Origin of the sequence: Pseudonocardia hydrocarbonoxydans, assembly GCF_006539565.1 — a bacterium.
GTDB lineage: Bacteria > Actinomycetota > Actinomycetes > Mycobacteriales > Pseudonocardiaceae > Pseudonocardia > Pseudonocardia hydrocarbonoxydans.
The window spans coordinates 26,707-52,491 of record NZ_BJNG01000043.1; the positions used below are offsets into that span (position 1 = coordinate 26,707).

Annotated in this window: 30 protein-coding genes and 1 pseudogene; 21 read left to right on the plus strand and 10 right to left on the minus strand. The window is 74.8% G+C overall.

Features of this window, described 5'->3' with window-relative positions; all coding sequences use genetic code 11:
• The first annotated feature begins 90 nt into the window (after positions 1 to 90).
• From PHY01_RS22955 to PHY01_RS22970, 4 genes are all read left to right on the plus strand, one after another.
• On the plus strand, positions 91 to 498 hold the full coding sequence (locus PHY01_RS22955) for a Fur family transcriptional regulator (RefSeq protein WP_170183945.1): 408 nt from the start codon (positions 91 to 93) through the stop codon (positions 496 to 498).
• Positions 499 to 562: 64 nt separating this feature from the next.
• Positions 563 to 2,743: a catalase/peroxidase HPI gene (gene katG, locus PHY01_RS22960; protein WP_141281833.1), complete on the plus strand. Its 2,181-nt coding sequence runs from the start codon at positions 563 to 565 to the stop codon at positions 2,741 to 2,743.
• A 134-nt stretch (positions 2,744 to 2,877) separates the two neighbouring features.
• Complete coding sequence (locus PHY01_RS22965; RefSeq protein ID WP_141281792.1) at positions 2,878 to 3,768, plus strand: ABC transporter ATP-binding protein; 891 nt, start codon at positions 2,878 to 2,880, stop codon at positions 3,766 to 3,768.
• Entirely contained in the window at positions 3,765 to 5,342 is a 1,578-nt protein-coding gene (locus tag PHY01_RS22970) for an efflux permease Rv1217c-related protein (protein ID WP_141281794.1), read from the plus strand. Before PHY01_RS22965 ends, PHY01_RS22970 begins: the two co-directional genes overlap by 4 nt.
• Before the next feature lie 52 nt (positions 5,343 to 5,394).
• Here the strand turns inward: PHY01_RS22970 and PHY01_RS22975 are convergent, their stop codons facing one another.
• Entirely contained in the window at positions 5,395 to 6,627 is a 1,233-nt protein-coding gene (locus PHY01_RS22975) for an MFS transporter (protein WP_141281796.1), read from the minus strand.
• Positions 6,628 to 6,809: 182 nt separating this feature from the next.
• Between PHY01_RS22975 and PHY01_RS28290 the strand changes: the two are divergent.
• The 5 genes and pseudogenes from PHY01_RS28290 to PHY01_RS22990 form a co-directional block, all read left to right on the plus strand.
• A pseudogene (locus PHY01_RS28290) lies at positions 6,810 to 6,947 on the plus strand (GntR family transcriptional regulator); the annotation flags it as partial.
• 326 nt (positions 6,948 to 7,273) lie between these two features.
• Positions 7,274 to 7,726 (plus strand): substrate-binding domain-containing protein, encoded by a 453-nt coding sequence (locus PHY01_RS27245; protein ID WP_507763226.1) that lies wholly within the window; start codon positions 7,274 to 7,276, stop codon positions 7,724 to 7,726.
• 64 nt (positions 7,727 to 7,790) lie between these two features.
• Entirely contained in the window at positions 7,791 to 7,913 is a 123-nt protein-coding gene (locus tag PHY01_RS28035; protein ID WP_281283698.1) for a hypothetical protein, read from the plus strand.
• Positions 7,910 to 8,542, plus strand: coding sequence for a maleylpyruvate isomerase family mycothiol-dependent enzyme (locus tag PHY01_RS22985; RefSeq protein WP_246086095.1), 633 nt, complete (start codon positions 7,910 to 7,912; stop codon positions 8,540 to 8,542). The genes PHY01_RS28035 and PHY01_RS22985 overlap by 4 nt, the downstream gene beginning before the upstream one ends.
• A gap of 119 nt (positions 8,543 to 8,661) precedes the next feature.
• Complete coding sequence (locus PHY01_RS22990) at positions 8,662 to 10,596, plus strand: SpoIIE family protein phosphatase (protein WP_246086096.1); 1,935 nt, start codon at positions 8,662 to 8,664, stop codon at positions 10,594 to 10,596.
• A gap of 29 nt (positions 10,597 to 10,625) precedes the next feature.
• Here the strand turns inward: PHY01_RS22990 and PHY01_RS22995 are convergent, their stop codons facing one another.
• From PHY01_RS22995 to PHY01_RS23015, 5 genes are all read right to left on the minus strand, one after another.
• The gene (locus PHY01_RS22995; protein ID WP_141281798.1) at positions 10,626 to 11,696 is read right to left on the minus strand and encodes a C45 family autoproteolytic acyltransferase/hydrolase; all 1,071 of its coding nucleotides are present in this window, start codon (positions 11,694 to 11,696) and stop codon (positions 10,626 to 10,628) included.
• Between the two features lies 1 nt (position 11,697).
• Positions 11,698 to 12,135, minus strand: coding sequence for a cupin domain-containing protein (locus PHY01_RS23000; RefSeq protein WP_174824151.1), 438 nt, complete (start codon positions 12,133 to 12,135; stop codon positions 11,698 to 11,700).
• A gap of 33 nt (positions 12,136 to 12,168) precedes the next feature.
• A complete protein-coding gene (locus PHY01_RS23005; RefSeq protein WP_141281800.1) occupies positions 12,169 to 12,774 on the minus strand; it encodes an Asp23/Gls24 family envelope stress response protein in 606 nt (201 codons plus the stop codon).
• Complete coding sequence (locus PHY01_RS23010; protein ID WP_141281802.1) at positions 12,771 to 13,325, minus strand: RNA polymerase sigma factor; 555 nt, start codon at positions 13,323 to 13,325, stop codon at positions 12,771 to 12,773. The genes PHY01_RS23005 and PHY01_RS23010 overlap by 4 nt, the downstream gene beginning before the upstream one ends.
• Before the next feature lie 78 nt (positions 13,326 to 13,403).
• Positions 13,404 to 13,637, minus strand: coding sequence for a hypothetical protein (locus PHY01_RS23015; RefSeq protein WP_141281804.1), 234 nt, complete (start codon positions 13,635 to 13,637; stop codon positions 13,404 to 13,406).
• 400 nt (positions 13,638 to 14,037) lie between these two features.
• Between PHY01_RS23015 and PHY01_RS23020 the strand changes: the two genes are divergently transcribed.
• From PHY01_RS23020 to PHY01_RS23055, 9 genes are all read left to right on the plus strand, one after another.
• A complete protein-coding gene (locus PHY01_RS23020; RefSeq protein ID WP_141281806.1) occupies positions 14,038 to 14,499 on the plus strand; it encodes an Asp23/Gls24 family envelope stress response protein in 462 nt (153 codons plus the stop codon).
• The gene (locus tag PHY01_RS23025; protein WP_218030295.1) at positions 14,496 to 14,843 is read left to right on the plus strand and encodes a hypothetical protein; all 348 of its coding nucleotides are present in this window, start codon (positions 14,496 to 14,498) and stop codon (positions 14,841 to 14,843) included. The genes PHY01_RS23020 and PHY01_RS23025 overlap by 4 nt, the downstream gene beginning before the upstream one ends.
• A 5-nt stretch (positions 14,844 to 14,848) precedes the next feature.
• Entirely contained in the window at positions 14,849 to 15,064 is a 216-nt protein-coding gene (locus tag PHY01_RS23030; protein WP_370467389.1) for a DUF2273 domain-containing protein, read from the plus strand.
• Positions 15,064 to 15,495, plus strand: coding sequence for an Asp23/Gls24 family envelope stress response protein (locus PHY01_RS23035; protein WP_141281808.1), 432 nt, complete (start codon positions 15,064 to 15,066; stop codon positions 15,493 to 15,495). The genes PHY01_RS23030 and PHY01_RS23035 overlap by 1 nt, the downstream gene beginning before the upstream one ends.
• The gene (locus PHY01_RS23040) at positions 15,492 to 16,025 is read left to right on the plus strand and encodes a DUF6286 domain-containing protein (protein WP_141281810.1); all 534 of its coding nucleotides are present in this window, start codon (positions 15,492 to 15,494) and stop codon (positions 16,023 to 16,025) included. Before PHY01_RS23035 ends, PHY01_RS23040 begins: the two co-directional genes overlap by 4 nt.
• A complete protein-coding gene (locus PHY01_RS23045) occupies positions 16,025 to 16,627 on the plus strand; it encodes an alkaline shock response membrane anchor protein AmaP (protein WP_141281812.1) in 603 nt (200 codons plus the stop codon). The genes PHY01_RS23040 and PHY01_RS23045 overlap by 1 nt, the downstream gene beginning before the upstream one ends.
• A 39-nt stretch (positions 16,628 to 16,666) precedes the next feature.
• Positions 16,667 to 16,816 carry a hypothetical protein gene (locus PHY01_RS26710; protein ID WP_170183943.1) on the plus strand — a complete coding sequence of 50 codons (150 nt, stop codon included), beginning with the start codon at positions 16,667 to 16,669 and terminating at the stop codon, positions 16,814 to 16,816.
• Positions 16,817 to 16,945: 129 nt separating this feature from the next.
• A complete protein-coding gene (locus PHY01_RS27805) occupies positions 16,946 to 18,049 on the plus strand; it encodes a helix-turn-helix transcriptional regulator (protein WP_246086097.1) in 1,104 nt (367 codons plus the stop codon).
• A 76-nt stretch (positions 18,050 to 18,125) separates the two neighbouring features.
• Positions 18,126 to 18,572: a hypothetical protein gene (locus tag PHY01_RS23055; RefSeq protein ID WP_141281814.1), complete on the plus strand. Its 447-nt coding sequence runs from the start codon at positions 18,126 to 18,128 to the stop codon at positions 18,570 to 18,572.
• 71 nt (positions 18,573 to 18,643) lie between these two features.
• Here the strand turns inward: PHY01_RS23055 and PHY01_RS23060 are convergent, their stop codons facing one another.
• Positions 18,644 to 20,365, minus strand: a complete 1,722-nt coding sequence (locus PHY01_RS23060; RefSeq protein WP_141281816.1) for a serine/threonine protein kinase — start codon at positions 20,363 to 20,365, stop codon at positions 18,644 to 18,646.
• Between the two features lie 21 nt (positions 20,366 to 20,386).
• Here PHY01_RS23060 and PHY01_RS23065 point away from each other — a divergent pair, with 21 nt between their 5' ends.
• On the plus strand, positions 20,387 to 20,665 hold the full coding sequence (locus PHY01_RS23065; protein WP_141281845.1) for a GlsB/YeaQ/YmgE family stress response membrane protein: 279 nt from the start codon (positions 20,387 to 20,389) through the stop codon (positions 20,663 to 20,665).
• Between the two features lie 39 nt (positions 20,666 to 20,704).
• On the opposite strand, the gene PHY01_RS23070 is transcribed toward PHY01_RS23065, so the two are convergent.
• The 3 genes from PHY01_RS23070 to PHY01_RS23080 are packed head-to-tail and all read right to left on the minus strand — an operon-like array spanning position 20,705 to position 23,946.
• Positions 20,705 to 21,274 carry a GNAT family N-acetyltransferase gene (locus PHY01_RS23070; RefSeq protein WP_141281818.1) on the minus strand — a complete coding sequence of 190 codons (570 nt, stop codon included), beginning with the start codon at positions 21,272 to 21,274 and terminating at the stop codon, positions 20,705 to 20,707.
• A gap of 9 nt (positions 21,275 to 21,283) precedes the next feature.
• Positions 21,284 to 21,928, minus strand: coding sequence for a response regulator transcription factor (locus tag PHY01_RS23075; protein WP_141281820.1), 645 nt, complete (start codon positions 21,926 to 21,928; stop codon positions 21,284 to 21,286).
• Positions 21,919 to 23,946, minus strand: coding sequence for a sensor histidine kinase (locus PHY01_RS23080; RefSeq protein WP_141281821.1), 2,028 nt, complete (start codon positions 23,944 to 23,946; stop codon positions 21,919 to 21,921). The genes PHY01_RS23075 and PHY01_RS23080 overlap by 10 nt, the downstream gene beginning before the upstream one ends.
• A 107-nt stretch (positions 23,947 to 24,053) precedes the next feature.
• Between PHY01_RS23080 and PHY01_RS23085 the strand changes: the two genes are divergently transcribed.
• Both PHY01_RS23085 and PHY01_RS23090 read left to right on the plus strand, forming a co-directional pair.
• Entirely contained in the window at positions 24,054 to 24,722 is a 669-nt protein-coding gene (locus tag PHY01_RS23085) for a hypothetical protein (RefSeq protein WP_141281823.1), read from the plus strand.
• Complete coding sequence (locus PHY01_RS23090; protein WP_141281825.1) at positions 24,719 to 25,549, plus strand: SDR family oxidoreductase; 831 nt, start codon at positions 24,719 to 24,721, stop codon at positions 25,547 to 25,549. The genes PHY01_RS23085 and PHY01_RS23090 overlap by 4 nt, the downstream gene beginning before the upstream one ends.
• The last annotated feature ends 236 nt before the right edge of the window (positions 25,550 to 25,785 follow it).

Here is a 25,785-nt window from a genome sequence, read left to right on the forward strand (position 1 = left end):
CCGCGGCACGCCCGACCGTCCATAATCTTGATTCAATCCAGATTATGGGCCACAATCGCCCAGGTGCCGACGATCACGGAGCTCGAACGCATGTTGCGAGATGCCGCGCTGCGCGTCACACGCCCGCGCGTCGCGGTCCTCGCAGCGGTGTACGACCGCCCGCACGCCGACACCGACTCGATCATCCGCGTGGTCCGCGACGACCTCGGCGAGGTCTCCCACCAGGCCGTCTACGACGTGCTGCGGGCGCTCACGACCGCGGGCCTGGTGCGGCGGATCCAGCCGCGCGGGTCGCTGGCGCGCTACGAGTCCCGGGTCGGCGACAACCACCACCACCTCGTGTGCCGGTCGTGCGGTGCCATCGCCGACGTCGACTGCGCGGTGGGCACCACCCCCTGCCTGACGGCCGCCGATGATCTCGGCTTCACCGTCGACGAGGCCGAGGTCATCTACTGGGGCACCTGTCCCGCCTGCGCCACTCCCACCACCACCCACTGATTACGGAAGGACCCCCGTGACTGACGACCAGCTCTCCGCTGATCACGAGACCGTCGAAGCCGACATGAACACCGAGCAGGCCGGCGGCTGCCCCGTCCACGCCGGTCGCATGGGGCACCCGACCGAGAGCGCCAGCAACACCGACTGGTGGCCCAACCAGCTCAACCTGAAGATCCTGCGCAAGCACCAGCCCGCCTCCGACCCTCATCGCGGGGAGTTCGACTACGCCGCGGCGTTCGCGAGCCTCGACCTCGACGCGCTCACCGCCGATGTCGACGCCCTGATGACCGACTCGCAGGACTGGTGGCCCGCCGACTTCGGCCACTACGGCGGCTTCATGATCCGCATGGCGTGGCACAGCGCCGGCACCTACCGCGTCGAGGACGGCCGCGGTGGCGCGGGCGCGGGCATGCAGCGCTTCGCGCCGCTGAACAGCTGGCCGGACAACGGCAACCTGGACAAGGCGCGCCGGCTGCTGTGGCCGATCAAGAAGAAGTACGGCAACAAGATCTCCTGGGCCGACCTGATGGTCTTCGCCGGCAACCGCGCCCTGGAGACCATGGGCTTCCGGACCTTCGGCTTCGCCGGTGGCCGCGCCGACGTGTGGGAGCCCGACGAGGACATCTACTGGGGCCCGGAGCGCGAGTGGCTGGGCGACGAGCGCTACACCGGTGACCGCGAGCTGGAGAAGCCGCTGGGTGCGGTCCAGATGGGCCTGATCTACGTCAACCCGGAGGGCCCGAACGCCAACGCCGACCCGCTGGCCTCGGCCCGCGACATCCGCGAGACGTTCGGCCGGATGGCGATGAACGACGAGGAGACCGTCGCGCTGATCGCCGGCGGCCACACCTTCGGCAAGACCCACGGCGCGGCCGACCCCGACCAGTACGTCGGTCCGGAGCCCGAGGGCGCCCCGATCGAGCAGCAGGGCTTCGGCTGGAAGCAGGGCTTCAACGACGGCAAGGGCCGCAGCGTCATCACCTCGGGCCTGGAGGTCACCTGGACCTCCGAGCCCACCAAGTGGACGAACAAGTACTTCGAGAACCTGTTCGCCTACGAGTGGGAGCTGGAGAAGAGCCCGGCGGGCGCGTGGCAGTTCCGGCCCAAGGACGGGGCCGGGGCGAACACCATCCCCGACCCCGAGACCGGCGAGCTCAACCGCTACCCGACGATGCTGGTCAGCGACGTCGCGCTGCGGGCCGACCCGATCTACGAGCCCATCTCGCGGCGCTTCCTGGAGAACCCCGACCAGTTCGCGGACGCGTTCGCCCGCGCCTGGTACAAGCTCACCCACCGCGACATGGGCCCGATCCAGCGCTACCTCGGACCGCTGGTCCCGCAGGAGGAGCTGCTCTGGCAGGACCCGATCCCCGCGCGCGGCGACTACACCCTGTCCGACTCCGACGTCGCCACCCTCAAGGCGTCGATCCTGGACTCGGGCCTCACCGTCGCCCAGCTGGTGTCCGCCGCGTGGGCCGCGGCGTCGACGTTCCGGATCAGCGACAAGCGCGGTGGCGCCAACGGTGGCCGCATCCGCCTGCAGCCGCAGGTCGGCTGGGAGGCCAACGACCCCGACGACCTCGCCCAGGTCATCCGGACGCTGGAGGGCATCCAGTCCTCCTTCGGCAAGGAGGTCTCCTTCGCCGACCTCGTCGTCCTCGGTGGCGTCGCGGCCGTCGAGAAGGCGGCGAAGGACGCCGGTCACGACGTCACCGTCCCGTTCACGCCGGGCCGCAAGGACTCCACGCAGGAGCAGACCGACGTCGACTCGTTCTCCTACCTGGAGCCGAAGTCCGACGGGTTCCGCAACTACCGCGGTAAGGGCCACCGCCTGCCGGCCGAGTACCTGCTCGTCGACCGGGCGAACCAGCTCAACCTCAGTGCGCCGGAGATGACCGTCCTGGTGGGCGGGCTGCGCGTGCTGGGCGCCAACACCGGCGGCTCCACGGCCGGCGTGCTCACCGACCGGCCGGGCACGCTGACCAACGACTTCTTCACCAACCTGCTCGACATGGGCGTGCAGTGGTCGTCGGTCGGCGGTGACGAGGACTCGTTCGAGGGTCGCGACGCCGGTGGCGCCGTGAAGTGGACGGGCACCCGCGCCGACCTGGTCTTCGGCTCGAACTCCGAGCTGCGGGCCGTCGCCGAGGTCTACGCCTCCGACGACGCGGGCGACAAGTTCGTGCGCGACTTCGTGGCCGCGTTCGACAAGGTGATGAACCTCGACCGCTACGACCTCAGCTGATCCACCGCTGAGACCCCGACGGCCCCGACCGGTGATCCGGTCGGGGCCGTCGGTCTTGCGCGGCGGCGTACGCTTCCGCCAGGAGCGCCGGGAAGCCTGGTCGGCACGTCGATGACCAGCGTCCGGAGGCCGTCATGCCCGCCGTTCCCGCCCTGCGCACCGAAGGTCTCACCAAGCGCTACGGCCGCACGCTCGCCCTCGACTCGCTCGACCTCGAGGTGCCCCCCGGCGAGGTGTTCGGGTTCCTCGGGCCCAACGGCGCGGGCAAGTCCACCACGATCCGGCTGCTGCTCGGACTGGCCCGGCCGAGCGCCGGGCGCGCCTGGGTGCTCGGCACACCCGCCGCCGACGTCGCGGCCGCGCACGCGTACCTCGCGCACGTACCCGCCGACGTCGCGCTGTGGCCCTCGCTCACCGGCGCCGAGACGCTGGATCTGCTCGCCCGGATCGGTCCGGGGACCGACCCCGCGCGGCGCGCCGAGCTGGTCGAGCGGTTCGAGCTCGACCCGTCGAAACCCGGCCGGACCTACTCCACCGGCAACCGGCAGAAGGTCGCGCTGGTCGCGGCGTTCGCCACCCGAGCCCCCGTCCTCGTCCTGGACGAGCCCACCAGCGGGCTGGACCCGCTGATGGAGCAGCAGTTCCGTCTCGCCGTCGCCCAGGCCCGCGACGACGGCCGCACCGTGTTCCTCAGCTCCCACCAGCTCGCCGAGGTCGACGCCGTGTGCGACCGGGTGGGCATCCTGCGCGACGGGCGGCTGGTCGAGATCGCCGACGTCACCGACCTGCGCGGCCTGCACCGGACCGAGGTGCTCGCCGTCGTCCGGGGGCCGGTGCCCGCCCTGCACGGGGTGCCGGGCGTGTCCGGTGTCTCCGTCGACGGCGGGCGGGTCCGGTTCGACCTGGTGGGGCCGCCCGCCCCGGCGCTGCAGGCCCTGGCCGGCGCCGACGTCGTCTCGCTGCGGATGCGGGAGCCCACCCTGGAGGAGATCTTCCTCGGCTACTACGGCGGGGCCGCCCGGTGACCGCCGTCGCCCGCCTCGCGGCCCGGCTCGTCGCCCGGGGCGGGGGCATCCTGCTCGGCGTGGCGGCCGGCATCTCGGCGCTGGTCGTCGCCACCTACGCCACGGTGATCGCCTCGGCCCCCGGGGGCGCCGCGTCGTTGACGGCGCTGGCCGCGAACCCGGCGATCCGCACGCTCTTCGGCCAGCCGGTCGCGCTCGACGACCCGGGCGGCTTCACCGTGTGGCGCACCGGGACCGTGCTGGCCGTGGCGGTCACCGTCTGGGCCGCGCTCGCCACCACCCGGGTGCTGCGCGGGGAGGAGGACGCGGGCCGCTGGGACCTGCTGTTGTCCGGGCGCGTCCCGGTCGGCACGGTCGTCGGGGTGCACCTGGCCGTCGTCGTCACGGCCGTCGTGGCGGTCGGGGCCGGGGTCACCGTCGCCCTGCTCGCCACCGGGACCGCCGCAGGCGGTGCCGTCGTGCACGGCGCGTCGCTCGCGCTCGCCGGGGCCGCGGCCGTCGGGACGGCCGGGGTCACCTCCCAGCTGCTGCCCGACCGGGGCCGGGCCACCGGTGCCGCGGTCGCGGTGCTGCTCACCGGGCTGCTGGCCCGCATGGTCGCCGACGGGGTGACCGCGCTGGAGTGGCTGCGCTGGGTCTCCCCGTTCGGGGTCGTCGCGCTCACCCGCCCGTTCGAGGCCGACCGCGTGGCGCCCCTGCTGGTCCTCGGCGGCGCCGCGGCCGTGCTGCTCGGCGCCACCGTCGTGCTGGCGGGGCGGCGCGACCTGCGCGACGCCCCGCTCGGTCACGGCCGTCCCCGCGCCCCGCGCACGCGCCTGCTCGGCTCCGTGCCCGCCTTCGCCCTGCGCAGGCTGGGCAGGCCGCTGGTCGGCTGGACCGTCGGCGTCGGCGCGTTCTTCCTGCTCATCGGGCTGATCGCGGAGTCCATGACGGATTTCCTCGCCGAGAACCCGGTGTTCGCCGAGCTGGCGACCCGGGCGGGCTTCGCCGAGCTGGGCTCGGTCGCGGGCTACGCCGCCACCCTGTTCGCGCTGCTCGCCGTGCTCGTCGGCGGGTTCGTCGCCGCCCGGGTCGGCGGGCTGGCCCACGCCGAGTCGGCCCGGCACCTCGACCTGCTGCTCGCCGCCCCCGTGACCCGGCCGCAACTGGTCGGGGCCGAGGTCGCCGCCACCGCGACGGGCGCGGTCGCGCTGACGGCCGCCGCCGCGGTCGCGACGTGGGCGGGCACCGCGGTGGTCGGGGCCCCGCTGGGTCTCGGCGACGCGCTGGCCGGGGCCGCGAACACCCTGCCGCTCACCGCGCTCGGCCTCGGCGCGGCGGTGCTCGCGCTCGGCGTCGCACCCGCCCACGTCGCGGCGATCGGCCTGCTCCCCGCGGCCGGCGGGTTCGTGCTGAACGTCGTCGCCGACAGCGTCGACGCCCCGGAGTGGGTCGCAGGGCTGTCGCCCTACGCCCACCTGGCCGCCGTGCCGGTGGAGCCGCCCGACCTGGTGGCGGCCGCCGTCATGCTGGCGATCGCGGCCGCCGCCGGGGCGGCCGGGACCTGGGCGCTCGGCCGGCGCGACATCCGGTGACGCGCGGCCTCCGTCGTCCCGGTGCGGCGCGGCCGGCCGGCACGGGCGGGGATCAGCTCCCGGCCCGGGTCCGCCGGGCCGCCCGGGCGAGCAGGACGAGCGCGGCGAGCATCCACACCGCGAGGTAGCCGAACGCGACCGTCGGGGACGCGACGGTGTAGAGCAGGCCGGCGACGACGCTGGCCGCGACGTTCCCGAACGCCTGGACGGTGGCGAGCAGCCCGAACGCCGACCCGCGGATCTCCTCGGGGGCGAAGGCGGCCACCGCGGCGTGCTCGGCGGTCTCGACGCACCCGATCCCGATCCCGGCCAGTGCGAACGCGACACCGAGCAGCGCAATCGCCGGCCCGGCCACCGCGAACAGCAGGTAGGCGGTCAGGAAGGTCGCGACGCCCGCCGCGGTGACCAGCAGCGGGCCGCGTCGACCCATGCGGTCGGAGAACCCACCCGCCGGGAAGGACGCGATGGTCGCCGCGACGTTGTAGACCACGTACAGCGCGATCGCGATCCGGGTGGCCGCGTCGATCCCGCGCCCCGGGGTGAGGACGTCGGTCGCGCGCAGGATCAACAGGGTCGCCGCGACGTTGCCGACCTCGAACGCGGCGAACCCGGCCATCACCCGCCCGAGCTGCCCGCGCAGCACCGGCCGCACCCGGAACCGCAGCGTGCGTCGCACGGTGACCTTCGGGAGCCCGGCCTGCCGGATGGCGTAGACGATCGCGACCGCCGCCAGCAGGCCGGGGATGATGGAGAGCAGCATCGCGGTCCGCACGCTGAACAGCGACACCAGCCCGAGCGCGAGCAGCGGGCCCCCGATCGCCCCGAGGTTGTCCATCGTGCGCTCGAACCCGTAGGCGCGGCCGTAGGCGTGCGGGGGCACCACGTCGGCGAGCAGCGCGTTGCGCGCCGGCACCCGGAGTCCGCGCGCGGCCCACGCGGCACCGCGCAGCACCCCGGCCTGCACCACCGACGTGGTGGTGCCGATCAGCCCGGACAGGACCGCGGTCGCGGTGTAGCCGCCCACCGCGACCGCGCGGCGGCGCCCGGGGTCGTCCGCGAGCGCGCCGCCGACGAACCTCCCGGCGCCGGCCAGGCCCTCCGAGATGCCCTCGATCAGCCCGAGCGCGGCCGCCGGGGCGCCGAGGGTGGCCGTCACGAAGCTCGCCATCAGCGACGTCGGCACCTCGTGCCCCACGTCGGCCAGGAAGCTCGCCGTGCCGATCCCCCCGACGCCGGGCGTGAGCCACGGTCGCCGGTGCCGGGGTGTCGCGTTCTCGCCGGTCATGCCGACGACACAACCCCACCGGCCGCGGCAATCGCAGACTGTTTCTGCTGGTGGATGCCGCGTAGAATGATCAACGAGCCGCTCTGTGCTGACACTGACCGGCGCACACTGACCGGTTCACACCGACCGGAGCGGACCGCATCGGCGGGTCGGGGTGGCCGGGGGTCCTAGGGTCCACTCCCGTGACCCGTTACGTCGAGATCGGCGCCCAGATCGCCCGGCGCGTCCGTTCCGGCGACCTGCCTCCGGGCGCCGAGCTGCCTGCGGTGCGCGCGTACGCCCGTGAGCACGCGACGACGGCGTCGACGGTCGTGCGTGCCTACCGCTATCTCGCCGACGGCGCGGTGATCACCCTCGCCGACCGCCGCCGCGCGCGGGTGGCCACCGACGGCGCGGTCGCGGCCGCCCGGCTGCTGGAGGCCGACCGCGTGTTCCGGCTCGCCGGCAGCGACGATCCCGCCCTGCGGATCCTGCTCGACCACGTCGGCCCGGCCGTCGTCCCGGTCGGCACCCGCGGCAGCTTCCAGGGCCTGCGCGCGCTGGCCCGCGGCGCGGCCGACGGCGCCGCGATCCACCTGCGGCACCGCGACGGCACCGACAACGCGCCCTTCGCGCGCGCCCTGCTCCACGACCGGGGCCCCACCTGCTGCACCTGTGGCGGCGGGAGCAGGGTCTGCTCGTCCCCGCCGGCAACCCGCTCGGCATCACCGGTCCGGGTGATCTGGCCGGCCGTGTCGTGGCGCGCCGCGAGGTCGGAGCCGGCACACGCGTGCTGCTCGACCAGCTGCTCGTCGCGTCCGACGTCGCCCCGCACGACGTGGCCGGTCCGGAGCTGCACTCGCACCTGGAGATCGCCCTGGCCGTCGCCGCCGGCATCGCCGACGTCGGTCTGGGGCTGCGCGTCGGCATCACCGAGCTCCGTCTGGAGTTCGTCCCGCTCACCTGGGAGTCCCACGACATCGCCCTCGGACGTGCGGCCCTCGGCGCGGTGCAGCCGCTCGTCGCCGCCCTGCACGACCCGACCGTCCGGGACTCCATCCTCGCCCTCGGCGGCTACGATCTCGGCCGCGCCGGGGGCGTCGAGGCCGTGCACCCGTGATCCGCCCCGTGACGTGCGAGCCTCTCGATCAGCCGCCCCGCGGTGTCCCGGCACAGGAGGGCCCATGACCACGACCGCGTCGATCCCCCCGACCTCAGGTACCGCCACCGTCCCGGTCGAGGGGGCGTGCCGGGTGTCCACCGGGTTGCTCGACCGGCCCGCCACCACCGTCGCCGCGCGATCGTGACCGCGACCGTGGACGCGATGGGCCTGGCCCGCGACGAACGGGCCGACCTCGCCGACCTCCTCGCCACCCTCAGCCCCGACCAGTGGGACGCACCGTCGCTGTGCGCCGGGTGGCGCGTCCGCGACGTCGTCGCGCACATGTTCAGCTACGAGGGACTGGGCCCGATCGGGCTCGTCGGCCGGTTCCTCAGGGGCGGGGTACTGCCGGACCGGGTCAACGCCGCCGGTGTCGCCGCCCACGCCGACCACACCCCGGAGCAACTGCTCGCGCTGGTGCGCCACCACCAGCAGCCCCGCGGCCTGACCGCCGGGTTCGGCGGCAGGATCGCCCTGACCGACGGCGTCATCCACCACCAGGACATCCGCCGCCCCCTCGGCCTGCCCCGGACCATCCCGGCCGAGCGGATGCGGACGGTCCTGGACTTCGCCCGCACCGCCCCCACCATCGGGGCGGGGAAACGGATCCGCGGGCTCACCCTCACCGCCACCGATCTCGACTGGTCCGCGGGCAACGGCCCGGTGGTCGAAGGCCCGGCCGAGTCGCTGCTCATGGCCATGGCGGGGCGTCGCGGAGTCTCCGCGGAGCTGGCCGGGCCCGGGGCGTCCAGGTTGACCGACCGGATCACGTAACCGCCCCGGTGACGAGCCCCGCGACCGAGCCGTCGTCCGTGGCGGCGCGGTAGCGCGGGTTGAGGACGTGCGGCCGGCCGCGGTATACCGGGCGCCTCGACACGGGAGGGGCCGGACGCGTGCGTGACGACGAGGACGCGGTACGTCGACGGGTGGGTGACGCCGACGCCATGCGACGGCGGTGGGACACCTTCCCGGCGATGCTCGTCGCGTACGAAGGTCCGCAGCACCGGGTGGTCACGGCGAACGCGGCGTACCGCACCCTCCTCGGCCGTCCCGAGCCCATCGGCTCCACGCTGCGCGAGCTCCTGCCGGAACTCGACGGCCAGCAGATCATCGCGCTGGTGGACCGGGTCTACACCACCGGCACGTCGCAGGTGGCGCGGGAGTGGCGGGTGCTGCTCGACCGCACCGGCACCGGCGAGCTGCAGGCCAGGTTCATCGACTTCGTCCTGTCCGCGTTCTACGACGGCGACGGCCGCATCGCGGGGGTCAACGCCTACGGCGTGGACGTCACCGAACAGGTGCACCGGCGACAGGCGGCGCAGACCGCCACCGCGCAGGCCCAGGCCGCGACCGCGGAGGCGCAACGCCGCTACGAACGGGCCCGCGACCTGGTCGGCGAGCTCCAGCGCGAGCTGCTGCCCTCGGGGGTGCCGGTGCTGCCCGGGGTGCAGGTCGCGGCGTCCTACCTGCTCGCCGACGTCGACACCGCCGCGGGCGGGGACTGGTTCGACGCCCAGCCGCTGCCCGACGGGCGGGTCGCACTGGTGGTGGGCGACGTGGTCGGGCACGGCGTGACGGCCTCGGCGGTGATGGGCCAGCTGCGGGCCGTCCTGGCCGAGCGGCTCGCGGACGGGACGGACCTGACCGGGGCGATGGCCGCGCTGGACCGGTCCACGGAACGCATCCGCGGCGCCCGGGCGGCGACGGTCGGCGCCGCGGTCCTCGACCCGCGCGGCGGTGCGCTGGAGTACTGCACCGCCGGGCACCCGCCGCCGCTGGTCGTGCCCGCTGCCGGGGAGGCGCGCTACCTGCCGCCGACCGGCGCGGGCCCGCTCGGCACCGGGGCCGGGTTCCCGACCGCGACCGCCACCCTCGACGTCGGCGACGGCCTGCTGCTCTACACCGACGGCATCCTGGAGCGGCCGGGCCGCACCCCGGCGGAGAGCACCGTCGAGCTGGCGCAGGTCGTCACGGCCGTCGGGGCCGGTCACGCGCTGGGCACCGACGGTGCGCCGGTCGAGCGGTGGACCACCCAGACACTGGAGCTGATGGTCCGTGCCACCGGGCACACCGACGACATCACCCTGCTGGCCGCGCAGCGCATCGAGCCCGTCCCCCCGCTCGAGATGGTCACGGCCGGCGAGGTGACGGCCATCCGGGACGTGCGCAGCGCCCTCGGAACCTGGCTGCAGGACCTCGGCGCGGCCGTCGACGATGCCTTCGTCGTGCAGCACGCGGTCGGCGAGGTGGTCACCAACGCCGTCGAGCACGCCTACTCCGACACCCCCCGCGAGGTGTCGGTCCGCGCCCGGCTGCATCCCGACGGCGCGCTCGGTGTCGTGGTCGCCGACCGCGGCCGGTGGCGCCCCGACCCCGGCGGGACCCGACGTGGCATCGGCCTGGGCATGACCCGCGACCTCGTCGACGCCGTCCACATCGACCGGGGTGCCGACGGGACCACCGTCGGCCTCACGCACCGGCTGTTCCGCCCCGCCCGGCTGCTCACCACCCACGACTTCGGCGCGGCCCCGACGCCACGGGACGCGCCGGAGTTCGGCCTGGCCGGGGACGGCGACCGGCTGGTCGTCACCGGCCCGGTCGACGCGGCCGGCGCGTCCGAGCTGCACCGCGCGCTGCGCCAGGGCTCCCGCGGCGGCACCCGCGCGCTCACCGTCGACCTGACCGCGGTCACCCACCTGGCCAGCGCCGGTGTGGCCGTGCTGCACGCCAACCCGGACCTCACACTCGTCGCGCCCGCCGGCAGCGTCGCCCAGCAGGTCCTCGCCCTGGTCGCGCTGCCGCACCTGACCGGCGACCCGGCGCACTGACCCGACCGGTCGGGCACTGCTGACGGCGCTCAGCCGGTCGCCGGCAGCACCGTGTGCGCGTAGGGGACCTCGCTCGGCGGGCCCGGGCTGACCCAGGACTCCACCGGCGTGCCCGGCCGCAGCGCCGAGACCATCGATCCGGTGGTGTAGTCCTGCGGGCCCGCGCCGCGGACCCGGCAGACCGGGTGCGCGGGGTCGTCGGCGGACCGCAGCGCGTCCTGCAGGTCGGCCAGCGTCGGTGTGCCCGACCCGAGCCGTGCCCGGACGGCGGCGAGGCGGGCCTGCGAGTCGCGGTGCGCGGCGGGCGGCCCGGGGGTCCCGGTCACCGGGCCGAGCGGGTGGTTGGTGTGCAGCACCCGCGCCGGGTCCTCGGGCCGGTACTCGGCGACGCCGTCGGGCCGCGCCTCCAGCGACCGCACCTCCCCCGGTCCGGCGAGCAGGTAGTGCTGGCTGGTCGCGTGCGGCAGGTCGTGGACCAGCCGCACCGCCTCGTCGAGGGAGCGTGCCTGCAGCAGCCTGCGGATCACGAACGCGACCGGGAGGCCGTCGCGGGCGGCGGGGAGCTGGGGCACGGCGTTGACGCACACCCCGACCGCCGCGGCGTTCACGCCCATCAGCGCGACGACCCCGGCGACGCTGAACACCAGCGCGGCCGGGGCGTCGCGGCGGGGGGCGACCCGCAGCAGCACCTGGTGACCCCGGGTGTGCGCGCCCAGGTCCATGTTCTGCCCGATCCAGGTCGGGCCGCCCGGGAGCGCGAGCCCGAGACCGGTGCACTTGGCGAGGGCGACCGACCGGGCCGCGGGCTCCTCGTCGATCAGCTGCAGGCCGAGCAGCAGGTCCGGGTCGAGGCCGGCCCCGGCCGCGACTCCCCGGACCTCCTCGGCGAGGTCCGGGGTCAGCTCCTGCACCGCCGACCGGAACCCGGTGGCGTCGAGCAACCCGCGGACGTGCGCGGGCGGGTCCGCGACGCCCTGGGCGGCGAGCGCCCCGAGCCAGGCCTCGAGGTGGGCCGCGATCCGCACGGCGTGCGCGGCGCCGTGCGCGACCGGGTCGTCGAGATCGACGGGGGCGAACCCGCCGGCCGGCGGCGCGGCCACGTCAGTCGTCGTCCGTGGCGGTGACCAGCACCTCGGCCGGGGCGACGTACCCGTTCGCGTCGAGCACCCGGCCGGCGTCCCGGGCCGCCGCGACGACCTCGGGGGCCCACTCCAGCACGGTGCGCCCGTCGCCGCCGTTGACGACCAGCAGCTCGCCGAGGCCGGCGTCGGCGGCGCGTCCCGGCGCGGCGTCGAGCAGCGTGAACGAGCGCCACGCACCCGCCGGGACCGACAGCGTGTCGAGCGGGCCCAGCTCGACGGTCCGTTCGTCGGCCCCGGTGTTGATCCGCACCGCCCAGCGCCCGGCCTTGGCCGTGAGCACCTGGGTGCCGGGGTGGCGGTGGGTGAGCACCCCCTCCCCGGGGGTCGCGCGCAGCCAGGCGAGGTCGAACCCGTGGGGGTCGTGCAGCCGCGGCGTACCGCGCCGGTCCTCGCTCATCCCCCGCGGGCGTCCGCCGCCCGCCGGACGTGGTTAGCGCTCGCCGAGGACGTCGTCGACGACGACGCTCACCGAGGCGGGCTCCATGCCCGTCAGCTCGCGGACGCGCGCTGCCACCGCGCGTCGGACCCGGTCACCGAGGTCGACGAGGTCGGTCCCGTAGTCGGCCGCGAGGGTGACCTCCACCGTCGTGGTGCCCCCGGTGACCCCGGCCGCGGCCCGGGGGGACGCCGCGGCGGTCCCCCCCTCGGCGCCCGGGCCGGGCCGGTACCGGGACAGGGCCACCCGCACTCCCGGCACCTCCTGGGCACTGCGGCGCGCGATCGCCACGACGACCCGGACGGAGATGCGGGTGAGTCCCTCCGCCGAGCCGAGGAGGCCGTAATCGGCGTGCTCGACGACCTGCCGGATCTTCTCGAGCGCGACCTCGAGGACGCTGGCGGGCGCCTCGACCCGCTCGGCGGCGAGCTCGCGCACCGGTGACCACAACCGGTCGTACTCGGCCAGGGCCGCCCAGCAGTGCAGGCACCCCGACTGGTGGGCGTCGCGTTCCGCGGCCCGGCCCTCGGCGACCTGGTCCAGGATCCCCTGGACGTCCCGCCCGCAGGCCAGGCGCCCGTCGCTGCGCGGGATGGTCATGACCAGCTCCGCAGGGTGTCGAGGAGGTGCCGGCGGGCACGGTAGAGGCGTCCGCGGACGGTGGCTTCGGGGACGTCGAGGATCGTGGCCACCTCCTGGTAGCTCAGACCTTCGATCTGCTGGAGCACGAACACGGCCCGCAGATCCGGCTGCATCGACCCGATGGCCCGCAGCGTGGCCTCGCTGCGCTGCCGGGCGACGACCTCGTCGTCGGCGCCGACCGTCGGGGGGTGGTCGGAGTCGAGTATCGGACGGACCGGGGGGCGTCGCCGGACCAGGTTGAGGCAGCGGTTCACGACGATCCGGTAGAGCCAGGTCGTGAACGCCCCCTCGCCGGTGAAACCGGCCAGCGCGGTCCAGAGCTGGATGACGACGTCCTGGGCCACGTCCTCGGCGTCGTGCGGGTTGGCCAGCATCCGCAGCGCGATGCGGTAGATGCGGTTGCGGTGTCGCCGGACGAGGACCTCGTAGGCGTCGACGTCGCCGGCCTGGGCCTTGCCGATCAGCCAGTCGTCGGCGGCGGCGTCGAGATCGTCGTGCTGCACCGCCACCCTCCGCTCCTCCTCGACGGCCGGGACGCGCGGGGCGCGCCCGTGTGCATGTGTCGCCTGCGGTTCCCGACGCCGCACCTACCGGACCGGCGTCCCGGTGCCCTCGTCGGCGGTACGGCCCCGGCGCGCCAGCGGCCCGCGGGAGCGGCGGCGCAGCCAGTCGCGCCCGTACTTCAGCGCCCGGCTCGCGGTCCCGGGTCCGTGACGACGCTCCAGCCGGTCACCCACCGCCCCGAGCAGTGCGCCCAGGACCGGCGCCCCGATCGCGAAGAGCGCCCACACACGCAGTCGACGGCTCACGAACACCCACATGCGGTTCTCCTCTGTTGGTCACCCTGAGCGACGTCCGATGCGGAGTCGATCCCAGACGACCGTTGGACACGCGCCAGGCCGCTTCCTCACGGCCACCACCCCAGTTCCCCGACGCGATCCGCGTCAATCCTGGTCGGCGACGTTAGATCGACCCTGTTTCGGCAGCTCAAACGGGTGGTCCACGCCCCACGGTTCGACCCGTGTGCTCATTGCCACAGCAACTACCGGTTCCCCGATCGTGCGCCCACCCTCGAGCGACACCCGGGCCGGCACGGTCACGATCGTGTCGTGACCACAGTCACTCTCACCCCCCGTGATGATCGGGCGCCGGCGGTGTCGAACCGATGGCAGGTCACCGACCCGCCCGATCCACCGTCCCACCGCTGACCCAGGAGTGCACATGAGCAGCCCGACCACCCAGCCCGCCACCACCCGGTCGCCGTCCGGCGACGCCCACCCGCTCGCCGGCGGCCAGGGCACCACGAAGATCGCCGAGGCGGTCGTCTCGAAGATCGCCGGGCTCGCCGCCCGCGAGGTCGGCGGCGTCCACGCCCTCGGCGGCGGAGCGGCCCGCGCGTTCGGCGCCCTGCGCGAGCGCATCCCGGGCGCGGCCACCAACGCCTCGCAGGGCGTGTCGGTCGAGGTCGGCGAGAAGCAGGCCGCGGTCGACATCGACGTCGTCGTCGAGTACGGCGTCGCGATCGCCGACCTGGCCACGGCCATCCGCCGCAACGTCATCTCCGCCCTGGAGCGGATGACAGGGCTCGAGGTCGTCGAGGTCAACGTGTCGGTCAACGACGTGCACCTGCCGTCCGAGGACGCCGACGACGACCGCCCCGCCGAGCCCCCGCGCGTGGCGTGACGACCCCGCCCCTCCCGCCGACGTCCCCGGAGACCGACGTCGACCGGATCGCCACCGCCGTGCTGAGCTGTCCCTCGGTGGCCGCTCTGCACGGCGGCCGGTTCGGGGAGGTCGCGGCCTACCTCCCCGGCCGGCGCGTCGTCGGGATCCGGCACGAGGCCCGGCACGTCGCGGTCCACGTCGTGGGCCGGTACCCCGCGTCCGTCGAGGACATCGGCACGCAGGTCCGCAACGCCGTCACCGCGGTCCTGCCGGGATCCGCCGGTCTCGTCGTCGACGTCACCGTCGAGGACTACCTCGACCCGTTCCCCCCCGTCGCCGCACCACCCCCGCACAAGGAGTGACCCCCATGGTTCCCGTGATCGACAACGGCCGGCTCGGCCTGATCGTCGGGCTCGTGCTCGGCGTCGCCGGCGCGTTCGGCGGCTTCTCGGCGTTCGTCGTCGTGCTGCTGCTCGGAGCGATCGGACTACTGGTCGGGCGCTACCTCGACGGGCAGCTCGACCTCTCCGAGTTCTCGGAGCGCTCCGGCCTGACCGGCCGCGGCTCGGAACGGCGGCCCTGATGACCGTCAGACCGGCACCGCCCGCCGCGCCGTACGTCCCGGCCGGGCGGCACCGCCTGCAGCGCGAACCGGAGCTGCGCGGGGACCTCGACATCGCGGACGGGGTCGTGGAGAAGATCGCCACGGCCGCGCTCGGCGAGGTCCCCGACCTCGGCGGGGCGGCCCGCCGGGTGCTCGGTGTGGCACTGGGATCCGACGAGCCCGACGGCCGGCCGGACGTCACCGCCACCGTGTCCGGGGCCTCCGTCGTCCTGGACGTGGCCGCGTCGGTCGCCTACCCCGCGCCGGTCGCCCCCACCGCGGACCGCGCCCGCGCGCACGTCATCGACCGCGTGGGCGAGCTGACCGGCCTGCGCGTGGAACGCGTCGACATCAAAGTCACCGCGCTCACCCGGCCGCAGACCGCGCCGCGCCGCCGGGAGCTGACGTGATCCGCCGTCCCCGCCGGATCGTGCCGGCCACCGTCGTCGCGCTGCTCCTGCTCACCGCCGCGGTGCTCGTCGTCGTCTCGTGCGTCCAGGTGCTGACGGGGCAGCCGCCCGTCGTGCCGTTCGCCGACCTCGCCGCGGTCGGCGCGCAGGCCACCCTCGGCGACCCCGGGGTCGTCGCGGTGTCGGTCGTCGTCGCGCTCGTCGGCCTGTGGCTGCTGCTGCTCGCGCTCACGCCCGGCTCCCCCACCGTCCTGCCGCTGGGCGACGGCGGTTCGGGGATCGACACCGGCATCACCCGGCGCAGCCTCGACCGGGCGCTCTCCGACGCCGCCGAGGGGATCGACGGCGTCCGTTCCACGACGGTCCGGTCCCGCCGCAACCGGGTCCGCGCCGACGTGCGGCCCGCGTTCGGCGATCCCGCGCAGCTCAGGGACCGGGTACGCGAGCGGCTCGGTGAGCGCCTGGCCGAGATCGGCCCCGCCTCCACCCCGCGGATCACCGTCAGCGTCGCCCGACCGAGGAAGACCTGATGGCGTCGACGAACCGCCCCGCCCGGCTCAACCGGACCCTGCTCGCCGCCGTCGGGGTGCTCCTGCTGCTCGCGGGCGCCCTCGGGGCCGCCGCCGGGACGGGACTGCTGCGCACCCTGCTCCCCGCGATCGACCCGGCCGTACCCCTGCTCCCGGCCGGGATCGCGCCGCCGCCGTGGGCGACCTACGCGGCCGTCGCCGTCGCGCTCGTCGTCGGGCTGCTCGCCCTGCGCTGGGCCGTCGCCCAGATCCGTCGCCGTCCGCGGACCGACACGTGGCGGCTGCCCGCCGCGCGGATCCAGGACACGGACCGGGGCACCACCACCATCGACTCCGACGACGTCGCCGACGCGTTCGCCGCCGACATCGAGACCTACCCGGGCGTCCTGTCGGCACGCGCCGCGCTGACCGGACCCCGGCACCGTCCCGATCTGCACCTGGAGATCACCGCCGGCACCGACGTCGAGCTCGCCGACCTGCGCGGGCGCATCGCCGACCACGCCCTGCCCCGGCTGCGCAGTGCGATGGACATCGACGGCCTGCACGCCGATCTGGTCCTGCGGCTGGACTCGACCAGGGCGGAGTCGTCCGGGGTCCGGTAGTCGTCGCCCCGACCAGCTGCGACGGGGCACGATGAGGGCGTGACGCCAGCCGACCTCGCGCAGTCCGCGCTGGCGACGGCCGTGCTCGTGATCGGGGTGATGCTCGCGGCAGTGGGCGCGTTCGCCCCGGCTGCGGTGTGCGGGCTGGTCGGGGGCGCCTGGCTGGTGCGGTCGCTGCGCCGGCTGTAGACCGCCGCCGGGTGCGGCCCGTCCTCCGCGGCGGTGGCCCGCCGTCGTCGACACCGACGAGTGCGTACCCCGCGATCCTCCCCGGTTCGGACGACGCCCGCACCACGGGGCCCGCCGTAGGCTCCCACCGTGGCGGTCCACCGTTCCCGGCTCCCCTTCGCGTGGTTCGTCGGTGGTCTCGCGCTGCTGGTGACGGCCGCGGTTGTCACCGCCCGGCAGACCCCGGCGCCGCTCGGGGGTGCGTCCTACGCGGTGCTCGTTGCCGCGCTCTCCGCCGCCGCCGTGCTCGTGCGCACCTACCTCACCCTCGACCCGGGTTGGATCACCTGGCGGCGGGCGGTGGCCGGGCTCGCGACGGCCTCGCTCGCGGTCCCGGGCTGGGCGGCGCTCGCGACGCTCGCCTCCGCAGCCGTTCCGCACACGCCAGTCGCCTGGGGCTCAGCCGTCCTCGCCGGGACGGCACACCTCCCCGTCCTCGCCGCCTTCTCGCTGTTGCCGCTGCTCGCCGTGCGCTACCTGGGTCGAGGGTCCACCCGCCGCCCGCTCGCCGTCGTCCTCGGGCTGCTCGTGGCGGCCGTCCTGTCGTTCGCGGCCTTCTTCGACGACTTCGCCCCGCTCGCCACGCGGGCACCGCTGGTCTGGCCACCGGGCGTCGTCATCGGGACAGCGCTGAACGCCGCGTTCCTGGCCACCGTCCTGCTCGGTCCGCTCGCTGCCCTGCTCGCCGCCCGGCATGCCGAGGCCGAGGCGCTGCGCCGGTTGGTCACCGTCGGAGCGTCGTCGCTGGCCGGAGCGGCACTCGTCATGCTCTGCGGAGCGGTGGGCCCCTCCGGCGGGGACGGCGCCGCCGCCGTCGTGTACGGAGGGATGTACCTGGCGGTGGCCGTCACCGCCGTGTGCGCATCGCGGGCGTTGACCGTCCGGCTGCCCGGCACCGACCAGCGCTCCGACGGCGCAGTGGTGCCGGAGATCGCACCCGTGCCGGACCCGGCGGCGGGCGTCCACCTGGGGGCGCTGACCGGACGCGAGAAGGAGATCCTCGCGCTTCTCGCCGAGGGGCTGTCCAACGCCGGGATCGCCGCCCGCCTGGTGCTGTCCCAGCGCACCGTCGACGCCCACCTGCGTTCGGTGTTCGCCAAGCTCGATCTCCCGGACTCGCCGCGGGACAACCGTCGGGTGCACGCCGTACTGGCGTTCCGGGCCGGCGCCGGCACCCCGCGCGCGACGGGTTAGGCGTTTTCGCCGATGCGGCCCTGAGCAGCGGATTCCTACGCTCCGACGCACTGTCACCGTCCCGGAGGAGTGTCCCGTGGTGCGTCGCCTGCTCGTGTTGTCCGCGCTGGTCTGGCTGCCGTTCGTGTCCCTGTTCGTGTTCCCGTCCTTCGGGAACACGAGCCTGCTCCACATCGCGCACCACCTGATCGCCCTCGGTCTGCTCGTCCCCGCCGTCCTCCTGACCTGGCGGCACCGGCGCGCCGCCGCCACGCGCGCCACCCGCACGCTGGCCGGTGTGCTCGCGGTCGTCCTGCCCCTCGGCACCGCCGGGCACGCCGTCGAACTCGCCATCGCGGTTGGCCGCTACGCCTCGGACGGCTTCGCGAACCTCGACACCACCGATCTCTTCCACCACGGTCCGCACGCCGCGGTCGCGACCGTCACCGCACCGGCCATGCTCGCGAGCATGCTGCTGGTGGTGGCACTGACCGTCACGACGGCGGTGCAGGGCCGCCGCGTCCTCGAGCCGGTCGCGGACTGAGCGCCGACGGCTCGTCGCAGCATCGGCCGTCGGCGGCCCCGACCGTCCCGCCGCCGGGCCGGACGCGACACCTAGTTCCGGGCATGCTCGGGCGGTCCCTGGCCCCTCCCTCGGCCCCTGTCGGGACCACCTCCGTTCTCGGGCCGGGCCGCCACCTCATCGTCGCGCCGGTCGGCCACCCGGTCGTCCTCGTCGGGACCGGTACGAGGGGCGTCACCGTCGCCGACCGAGCGGACGACAGGCCCGGCGACCGAGGGCTCGTCGACGGGCCGGGCCGCAGCGCCGACGGTGTGGGGAGGGTCCGGGGCCACGGTGACACCGGCCTGCTCGGCGGGTGAGGGGACGGCGACCAGCGCGGCCACGTCCTGCCGGCCGGCCCCGGACGTGGTCGCCGCGGACCCGGGCGGAGACGCCGCTTGTCGGGCGGGGGCCGCCGGCCCGGCGGACGGAGGGATCGGCACCCAGGCGGTTCCGGCCGGCCCGACCGCGCCGAGGACCAGCAACGGCCCGAGAACGGACGTCGCGGCGACGAGCAGGGCACGTCGCGAGCGGGAGGACCCGGCGCCGGTGGCCGGTGCGGCCCGCCGGACCGTCGAGATCGCGGTGTCCGACAGCATCCTCGCCACCTCGGCCGCCCCCGGGCGCCGAGCCGGATCGGTCCGGGTCATCGCCTCGACGGCCGCGCTCAGCGTCGCCGGGAGTCCGCCCGGCACCCGCGGCGGCCGGCTCAGGCGGGCCACGGCCGACTCCACCGCCGAGCCGGGGTACTCCCGTCGACCGGTCGACGCCTCGATCAGCACCAGCCCCAGCGCGTAGACATCCGTAGCCGGGCCCACCTCCCGACCACCGACCTGTTCGGGCGACATGTACGCCGCGGTGCCGACCACCGCCCCCGCCGTCGTCGCCGTCGCACCGTCCTGCGTCCAGGCGATGCCGAAGTCGGCCAGCCGGGGCCGGCCCGCGCCGTCGAGCAGCACGTTGGCGGGTTTGACGTCCCGGTGCACGAACCCGCCCGCGTGCACCACCGCGAGAGCGGCCGCGAGCATCGCCCCCAGCCGCCGGACCCGACCGGCGTCCCACGGCCCTACGGCCAGGGCCTGCGCCAACGTCGGCCCCTCGACCAGCTCGGTGACGACGAACGGACGCGGACCGGTGGGGTCACCGTCGAGCAGGCGGACCAGACCCGGATGCTCCAGCCGCGTCAGGGCGTCGATCTCGCGGCGACGCCTGCGCAGATCCGCAGGCGACCCCGCGCTCGAGAACAGCTTGACCGCGACCGCCTGCCCGGTGCGTACGTCCTCGGCGCGGTGGACCACCGCAGAGGACCCGATCCCGAGGACCTCATGGAGTACGTAGCGCCCGCCCAGGAGACCGTCCGCCCGCGGACAATTCGTCGTCACCCGCACCGCATTCCCCGTTCGCGCCCTCGTCACGCCACATTCCGGTAACGACGGCGACTCGGCACCCCGTCGCTCGCAGGTGCACGCTCCGGAGTGATCACATACAGCACAGCGAGTACTACTTCTTGTCATATCCGGGGATTTCCTCGGGCGAGTTCGTCTGTTCGGACCATGCCGATCGGCATTCGGACGGTTCCGTGCGAGCGCCGCCGAGTATCCGGGACGCGTCGGTGGTGAGCACCCGTCCACCTTCTCCGACCAGCGGAGCAACGGAAACAGATCCACCCGGGAGCGCATCCACATCACGATTCGCCGCACACACCGGTACCTCATCGTGCGGTCGACCGAATGAACCCCCACACTCTGCATGTTCTGCACCCCGCAGACGACCATCGCGTGGAGGAAACGGACGACATGACCGTCACCGGCATCATCAGTGCAATCATCATCGGCGCGATCATCGGCGTCCTGGCGCGACTCATCCTTCCCGGTAAGCAGAACATCCCGATCTGGCTGACCATCGTCGTGGGGATCGTCGCCGCACTTCTCGGGACCTTCCTGGCCCGCGCCCTCGGCCTGCCGACCGCCACCAACGGGATCGACTGGATCGAGCTCGTCGTGCAGCTCGTGCTCGCCGTCGTCGGTGTCGCCATCGTCTCCGGCACCTACGGCCGGCGCGGCGTCGCCCGCTGACCGCACCCGATCGCGGACTGCACCGTGGATCGTCGTCTCTCACCTCTCGCCCGGGTCCGTCAGACTGCGACGGAGCCGTCGCTCGTGCAGGTCGACGCCGCCCGGTCCGCGGTCGACCTGGGTGCGTCCGGTGTCGGTCCAGCCGTGGCGGTCGTAGAAGCGCAGGGCGCGCTCGTTGGTCGCGAGGACCCACAGGCCGGCGCGGGTGAAGCCGTCGAACCGGAGATCGTCGAGGGCGGCGGCGTGCAGCCGAGTGCCGATACCGCGGCCCCAGAGGTGGGAGTCGAGGTAGAGCGCATAGAGGTCGCCGACGGTGGGATCCCGGCGGTCGGCCGGAACCAGGGGCGGCCCGGTCGCGGCGACGCCGACGACCCCGGTTCCGGCCGTCGCCACGACGGTGTGCGTGCCGGGTCGGCGCGCGCTCAGCATCTCCGACCAGAGCCGCTCGCGGTCGGTGACCGACAGGTCGGCGAGGACGTCGTCGGGAAGCTGTCCTCGGTACGCGACGCGCCATGACCGCACGATGAGCGTGGCGACGGCACGGGCGTCGGCCGGCGTCGCGGCCCGGAGCTCGACCACGTAGTCGGTGCTGCCACTGGAACACGTCATCGGATCGGCTCAGGCACGCAGGAACCGCAGCACCGCGAGCACGCGCCGGTGGGAGCGTTCGTCGGCGTCGAGGTCGAGCTTGGTGAAGATGCTGCGCACGTGCCCCTCCACGGTCTTGGCGCTGAGATGCAGGTCCGCGCAGAGCCCCGCATTGGTGAGGCCCTGCGCCATGAGGGCGAGCACCTGGCGTTCGCGTGCGCTGAGCCGGTCGAACGGATCGTCCCGGCGGCGCCGGGCGACCAGCCGGGCGACCAACTCGGAGTCGAGGACGACATGGCCGGCCGCGACGCGCCGGACGTCGGCGGTGAACGCGGTGAGATCGAAGACCCGGTCCTTGAGGAGGTACCCGACGCCGCCGTCGAAGTCGCTCATCAGCCGGAGCGCATGGTGGACCTCCACGTGCTGGGAGAGCAGCATCAGCCCGACCGCCGGGGCGAACGTCCGGATCTCGACGGCGGCGTCGATGCCCTCCCCGGCGAAACCCGGGGGCATCCGCAGGTCGATCACGGCGACGTCGGGACGTTCGCGCCGGACGAGGTCGACGAGCGCCGGTGCGTCGCCGGCCTGCCCGACCACCTCGAAGCCGGCATCGGTGAGGATCCGCGCCAGGCCCTCGCGCAGGAGCACGGCGTCGTCGGCGAGGACTACCCGCACGTCAGCACCGTCCGGACCGTGGTCCCACCACCGGGCGGGCTGACCACCTCCAGCCGCGCGTCCAGCGCGGCCAGGCGGTCGGCGAGCCCCTGCAGGCCACCGCCGGGCTCCAGGACCGCGCCCCCGGCACCGTCGTCGCGCACCTCGACGGCGAGGCGGCCGCCGCCGTCCGACACGTCGACGTGGACGACCGTCGCCCGCGCGTGCCGGGCGGCGTTCGTCAGTGCTTCGCTGACCAGGAAGTAGGCGCTGGCCCCGACCTCGGCCGGGGGCCGCCGGCCGAGGGCGACGTGCAGCCGCACGATGACCGGTGAGCGGTCGGCGAGGGTGGCCAGCGCGGCCTCGAGCCCGTCCTGGGTGAGCACCGCCGGGTGCAGTCCCCGGGCCATCTCGCGCAGCTCGGCGGTCGCGTCGAGCAGCTGTCGTCGCGCGTGCTCGGCGCTGCGCACCAGGTCGAGCTCACCCGTCGCGGCGGCCCGCTCGACCAGCGCGCCGAGCTCCATGCCGAGCGACACCAGCCGCTGCTGGGCCCCGTCGTGGAGGTTGCGCTCGATCTGCCGCCGGGCGGAGTCCTCGGCCGTGACGATCCGGCGGGCCGCCGCCTGCAGCGCGCTCGCCTGTCGCGCGACCTGTTCGAGGCGGGCCCGGTGGTCGATGACCAGCCCGGCCTGCGCGACCAGGTCGCCGAGGAGCCGGTCCTCGGTCGGTGTCAGCCCCGGCGACCTGGTCAGCACGAGCGCCCCCCGCACGACCCCGTCGTGCCACACGGGCCGCACCAGCTCGCGGCGGCTCCCGAGGTCGGCGAGCGGGCGCGGACCCGCCGGGGGGAGGGTCGGCCACGCGGCGACGCTCCGCATCTGCGCCGCGTCGCCGAGCCAGACCACCACCCGGGAGGCGCCGACGCCCCCGGCGATCGTGGCGGCGAGGCCCTCCAACAGCCCCTCGTCGTTGCGGGCCAACTGCGCGGAGAGCCGGGACAACGTCTCGTACGGCGTGACCCGCGTGCCGTAGACGAGCCGGTCGGCCAGGGCCTGCGCGCGCCGTCGCACGGGTTCGAACACGACCGCCACCGCCGCAGCGGCGGCGAGGGCCAGCACCCGGTCCGACACCGGGATCAGCGCCCCCACCCCGACCACCACGCCGAAGTAGCCACCGGAGACCAGCAGCACCATCGCCCCGCCGACCAGGGCCTTGTTGATCACCGGATCGATGTCGTAGAGCCGGTACCGGACGATCGCCACCCCCGCCGCGAGGGGCACCAGCGGAAGGGTGAGCAGCCCGGGCAGCGGCGTGCCCCAGACGATCTCGCCGGTCAGCAGGACCAGCAACGACGTGGTCACGGCGAGCCCGAACCAGCGCAGCTGGCGGGCCTCGTCGCCACCGGCCCGGCGCACCCGGGTGGCGACCGCCGCAGCCCACAGGACCTGGAACCCCAGGTAGCAGGCCAGCATCAGCGGCCCGACGACGGTCCGGGCGGTGTCCGCACCACCGAGGTCGAACGGGAATCGGAGGTCGCCGCGGCGCCAGTCGTCCTCGATCGGCCACAGGGCCGACGCCACCGCGACGAGGACCGCCAGCGCGGTCATCGCGTACGACGTGGCGCGCCACCGCCGCGACAGGTGCCGCCCGGTGGGGAACACCATGACGGTGACACCGGCGGCCGCCATCACCAGCGGTACCAGCCAGATCGACACCCAGGCCAGCCACGACCCCCCGGGAAGCACGGGGCTGTGCAGTCCGGCCTGGCGACCGAGGTACATGAGCGCGGACGCCACCCCGAGCGCGACGAACAGCTGCCCCACACGGTGCGCGGGCCGGGCGCGGAGCACGTAGAGCCCGACCCCGGCGAAGGTGAGCGCGAGCAGCGCGTTGTGCAGGTTTCCGAGGTGGAAGTCCAGCGTCGCGCCGTAGGCGACCAGTCCCAGCACCAGCAGGCCAAGGCCGCCGACCACGGCCTCCCGCGCGAGCGGGGGCGCATCGCCGTACCCCGCCCGGTCGGCGGCGAGAGCCGGGCTCATGCGGAGATGGTGACACGGCCCGGGCACCGGTTCACCAGGGTTGACCCTCGGAACGGTCCCGGGCCCGCCCGCATGTGCCGGGCGCGGGACCGGCGGAACGTGGGCGTATGACCACTTCTCACCAGCCCCGCACCGCCACTCCCTCCACAGGTCGACGCCGCGCCGGGTTCGTGCTCCTGACCGTCGGCGGCGCCGCCTTCTTCGCCGGGGGCCCGCTGCACCCCGAGGGCGGCGACGCGGGCGACCGGACCGAGCAGCTGCACTCGATGCTCGTCGATCCCGCCTGGTATCCCGCCCACCTCGTGGCGCTGCTCGGCTTCGCCTGCGTCGCGGCCGGGCTGCTCGCGCTCCGGGGCGACCCGGAGATCGGTGTCCGCCTCGGCAGGCTGCTGCAGATCAGCGCGGTGGTCGCCGTCGTCGCCACGCTCGGCGCCGTGGTCCACCTCTTCGCCGCCACCCGGGCCGCCGACGTCGCGCACGGCGGCACGACGCCGCTGATCGCCGCGTTCATGGGGGTCGAGACCGTCGTCAACCCCGCCTGGGGCCTGATGATCGCGACGCTGGCCGTCGCCGGTGGCGTCACCCGCTCGCTCGGCAACCGGATCGTGCTCCCACTCGGCCTGGTCGGCGGTCTCGCGTTCGCACTGGCCACCGCCACGATCGCCTTCGTCGACACGTTCGACCCGCTCTTCCCCGTCGCCGGCCTCGCCGGTGTCTGGCTGGTCGCCACCGGCGTCGTCGGCCTCAACCGCCGGGCCGAGGAGGTCCGGCCATGAGCACTCACACCGTCCTCGTCACCGGATCCGGCCGTGGCATCGGCCGCGCCATCGCCGTCCGCCTCGCCCGCTCGGGGTGGCGGGTGTACGGCGGCGTCCGCACCGACGTCGCCGCCAAGGACCTGGCCGCCGAGTCCGACCTGATCACGCCGGTCAAGTTGGACCTCACCGTCCCCGAGCATCTGGATGCACTCGACGCCGTGCTCCCCGCCCGGCTCGACGCGCTGGTCCACAACGCCGCCGTCGCGGTTGCCGGCCCGATCGAGACGCTGTCCCGGGCCGACATGCACGAGCAGTTCGACGTGAACCTGGTCGGGCCGCTGGCGCTCACCCGCGCCATGCTGCCCCGGCTACGTACCGCGCGGGGCCGGGTGGTGTTCATCTCCTCGATCAACGGCCGGGTGTCGTTCCCGTTCACCGGCATCTACAACGCCTCGAAGTACGCGACCGAGGCGGTCGCCGACTGCCTGCGGGTCGAGCTGCGGCCCTTCGGTGTGCAGGTCGGCCTCGTCGAGCCGGGGGTGATCGACACCGATCCCTGGCACCGGATGGACCAGCTCATCGACGATCTGGAGGCCGGTCTCGATCTCGGGCACCGGACGCTCTACGCACCGCACTTCGCCGGCGAGCGCAGGCTGATCCCGAAGCTCCGCCGGAACGCCAAGCCGCCGGAGCGGGTCGCCGCGGCGGTCGAGCGGCAGCTGACCCGGCGCCGGATGCGTCCGCGCACCCTGGTGGGAGCGGACGCCCGATCCATCCTCGGCATGAAGGTCCTGCTGTCGACCCGCGGACTGGACGCGGTGTGGGCCCGGGGACTCGGTGTCTGACTCCGGGCGCGGTGACGGACCGGCTGCCCCGGATCGATCAGGACATCGCTGGTCGGAACTGGTGGAGACGAGGGGAATCGAACCCCTAACCCCTGCCTTGCAAACGTGCGGTGTCATACCCGCTCGGCCGGATCCTGCTGGTGAGCGGTGGCCGGCCGGTCCGGACAGCGTGATCGCGTGTAGCCGGCCCAGCTCGCGGGCGATGGTGCGCCAGGTCTGTCCGGTGCGGCGTTCGG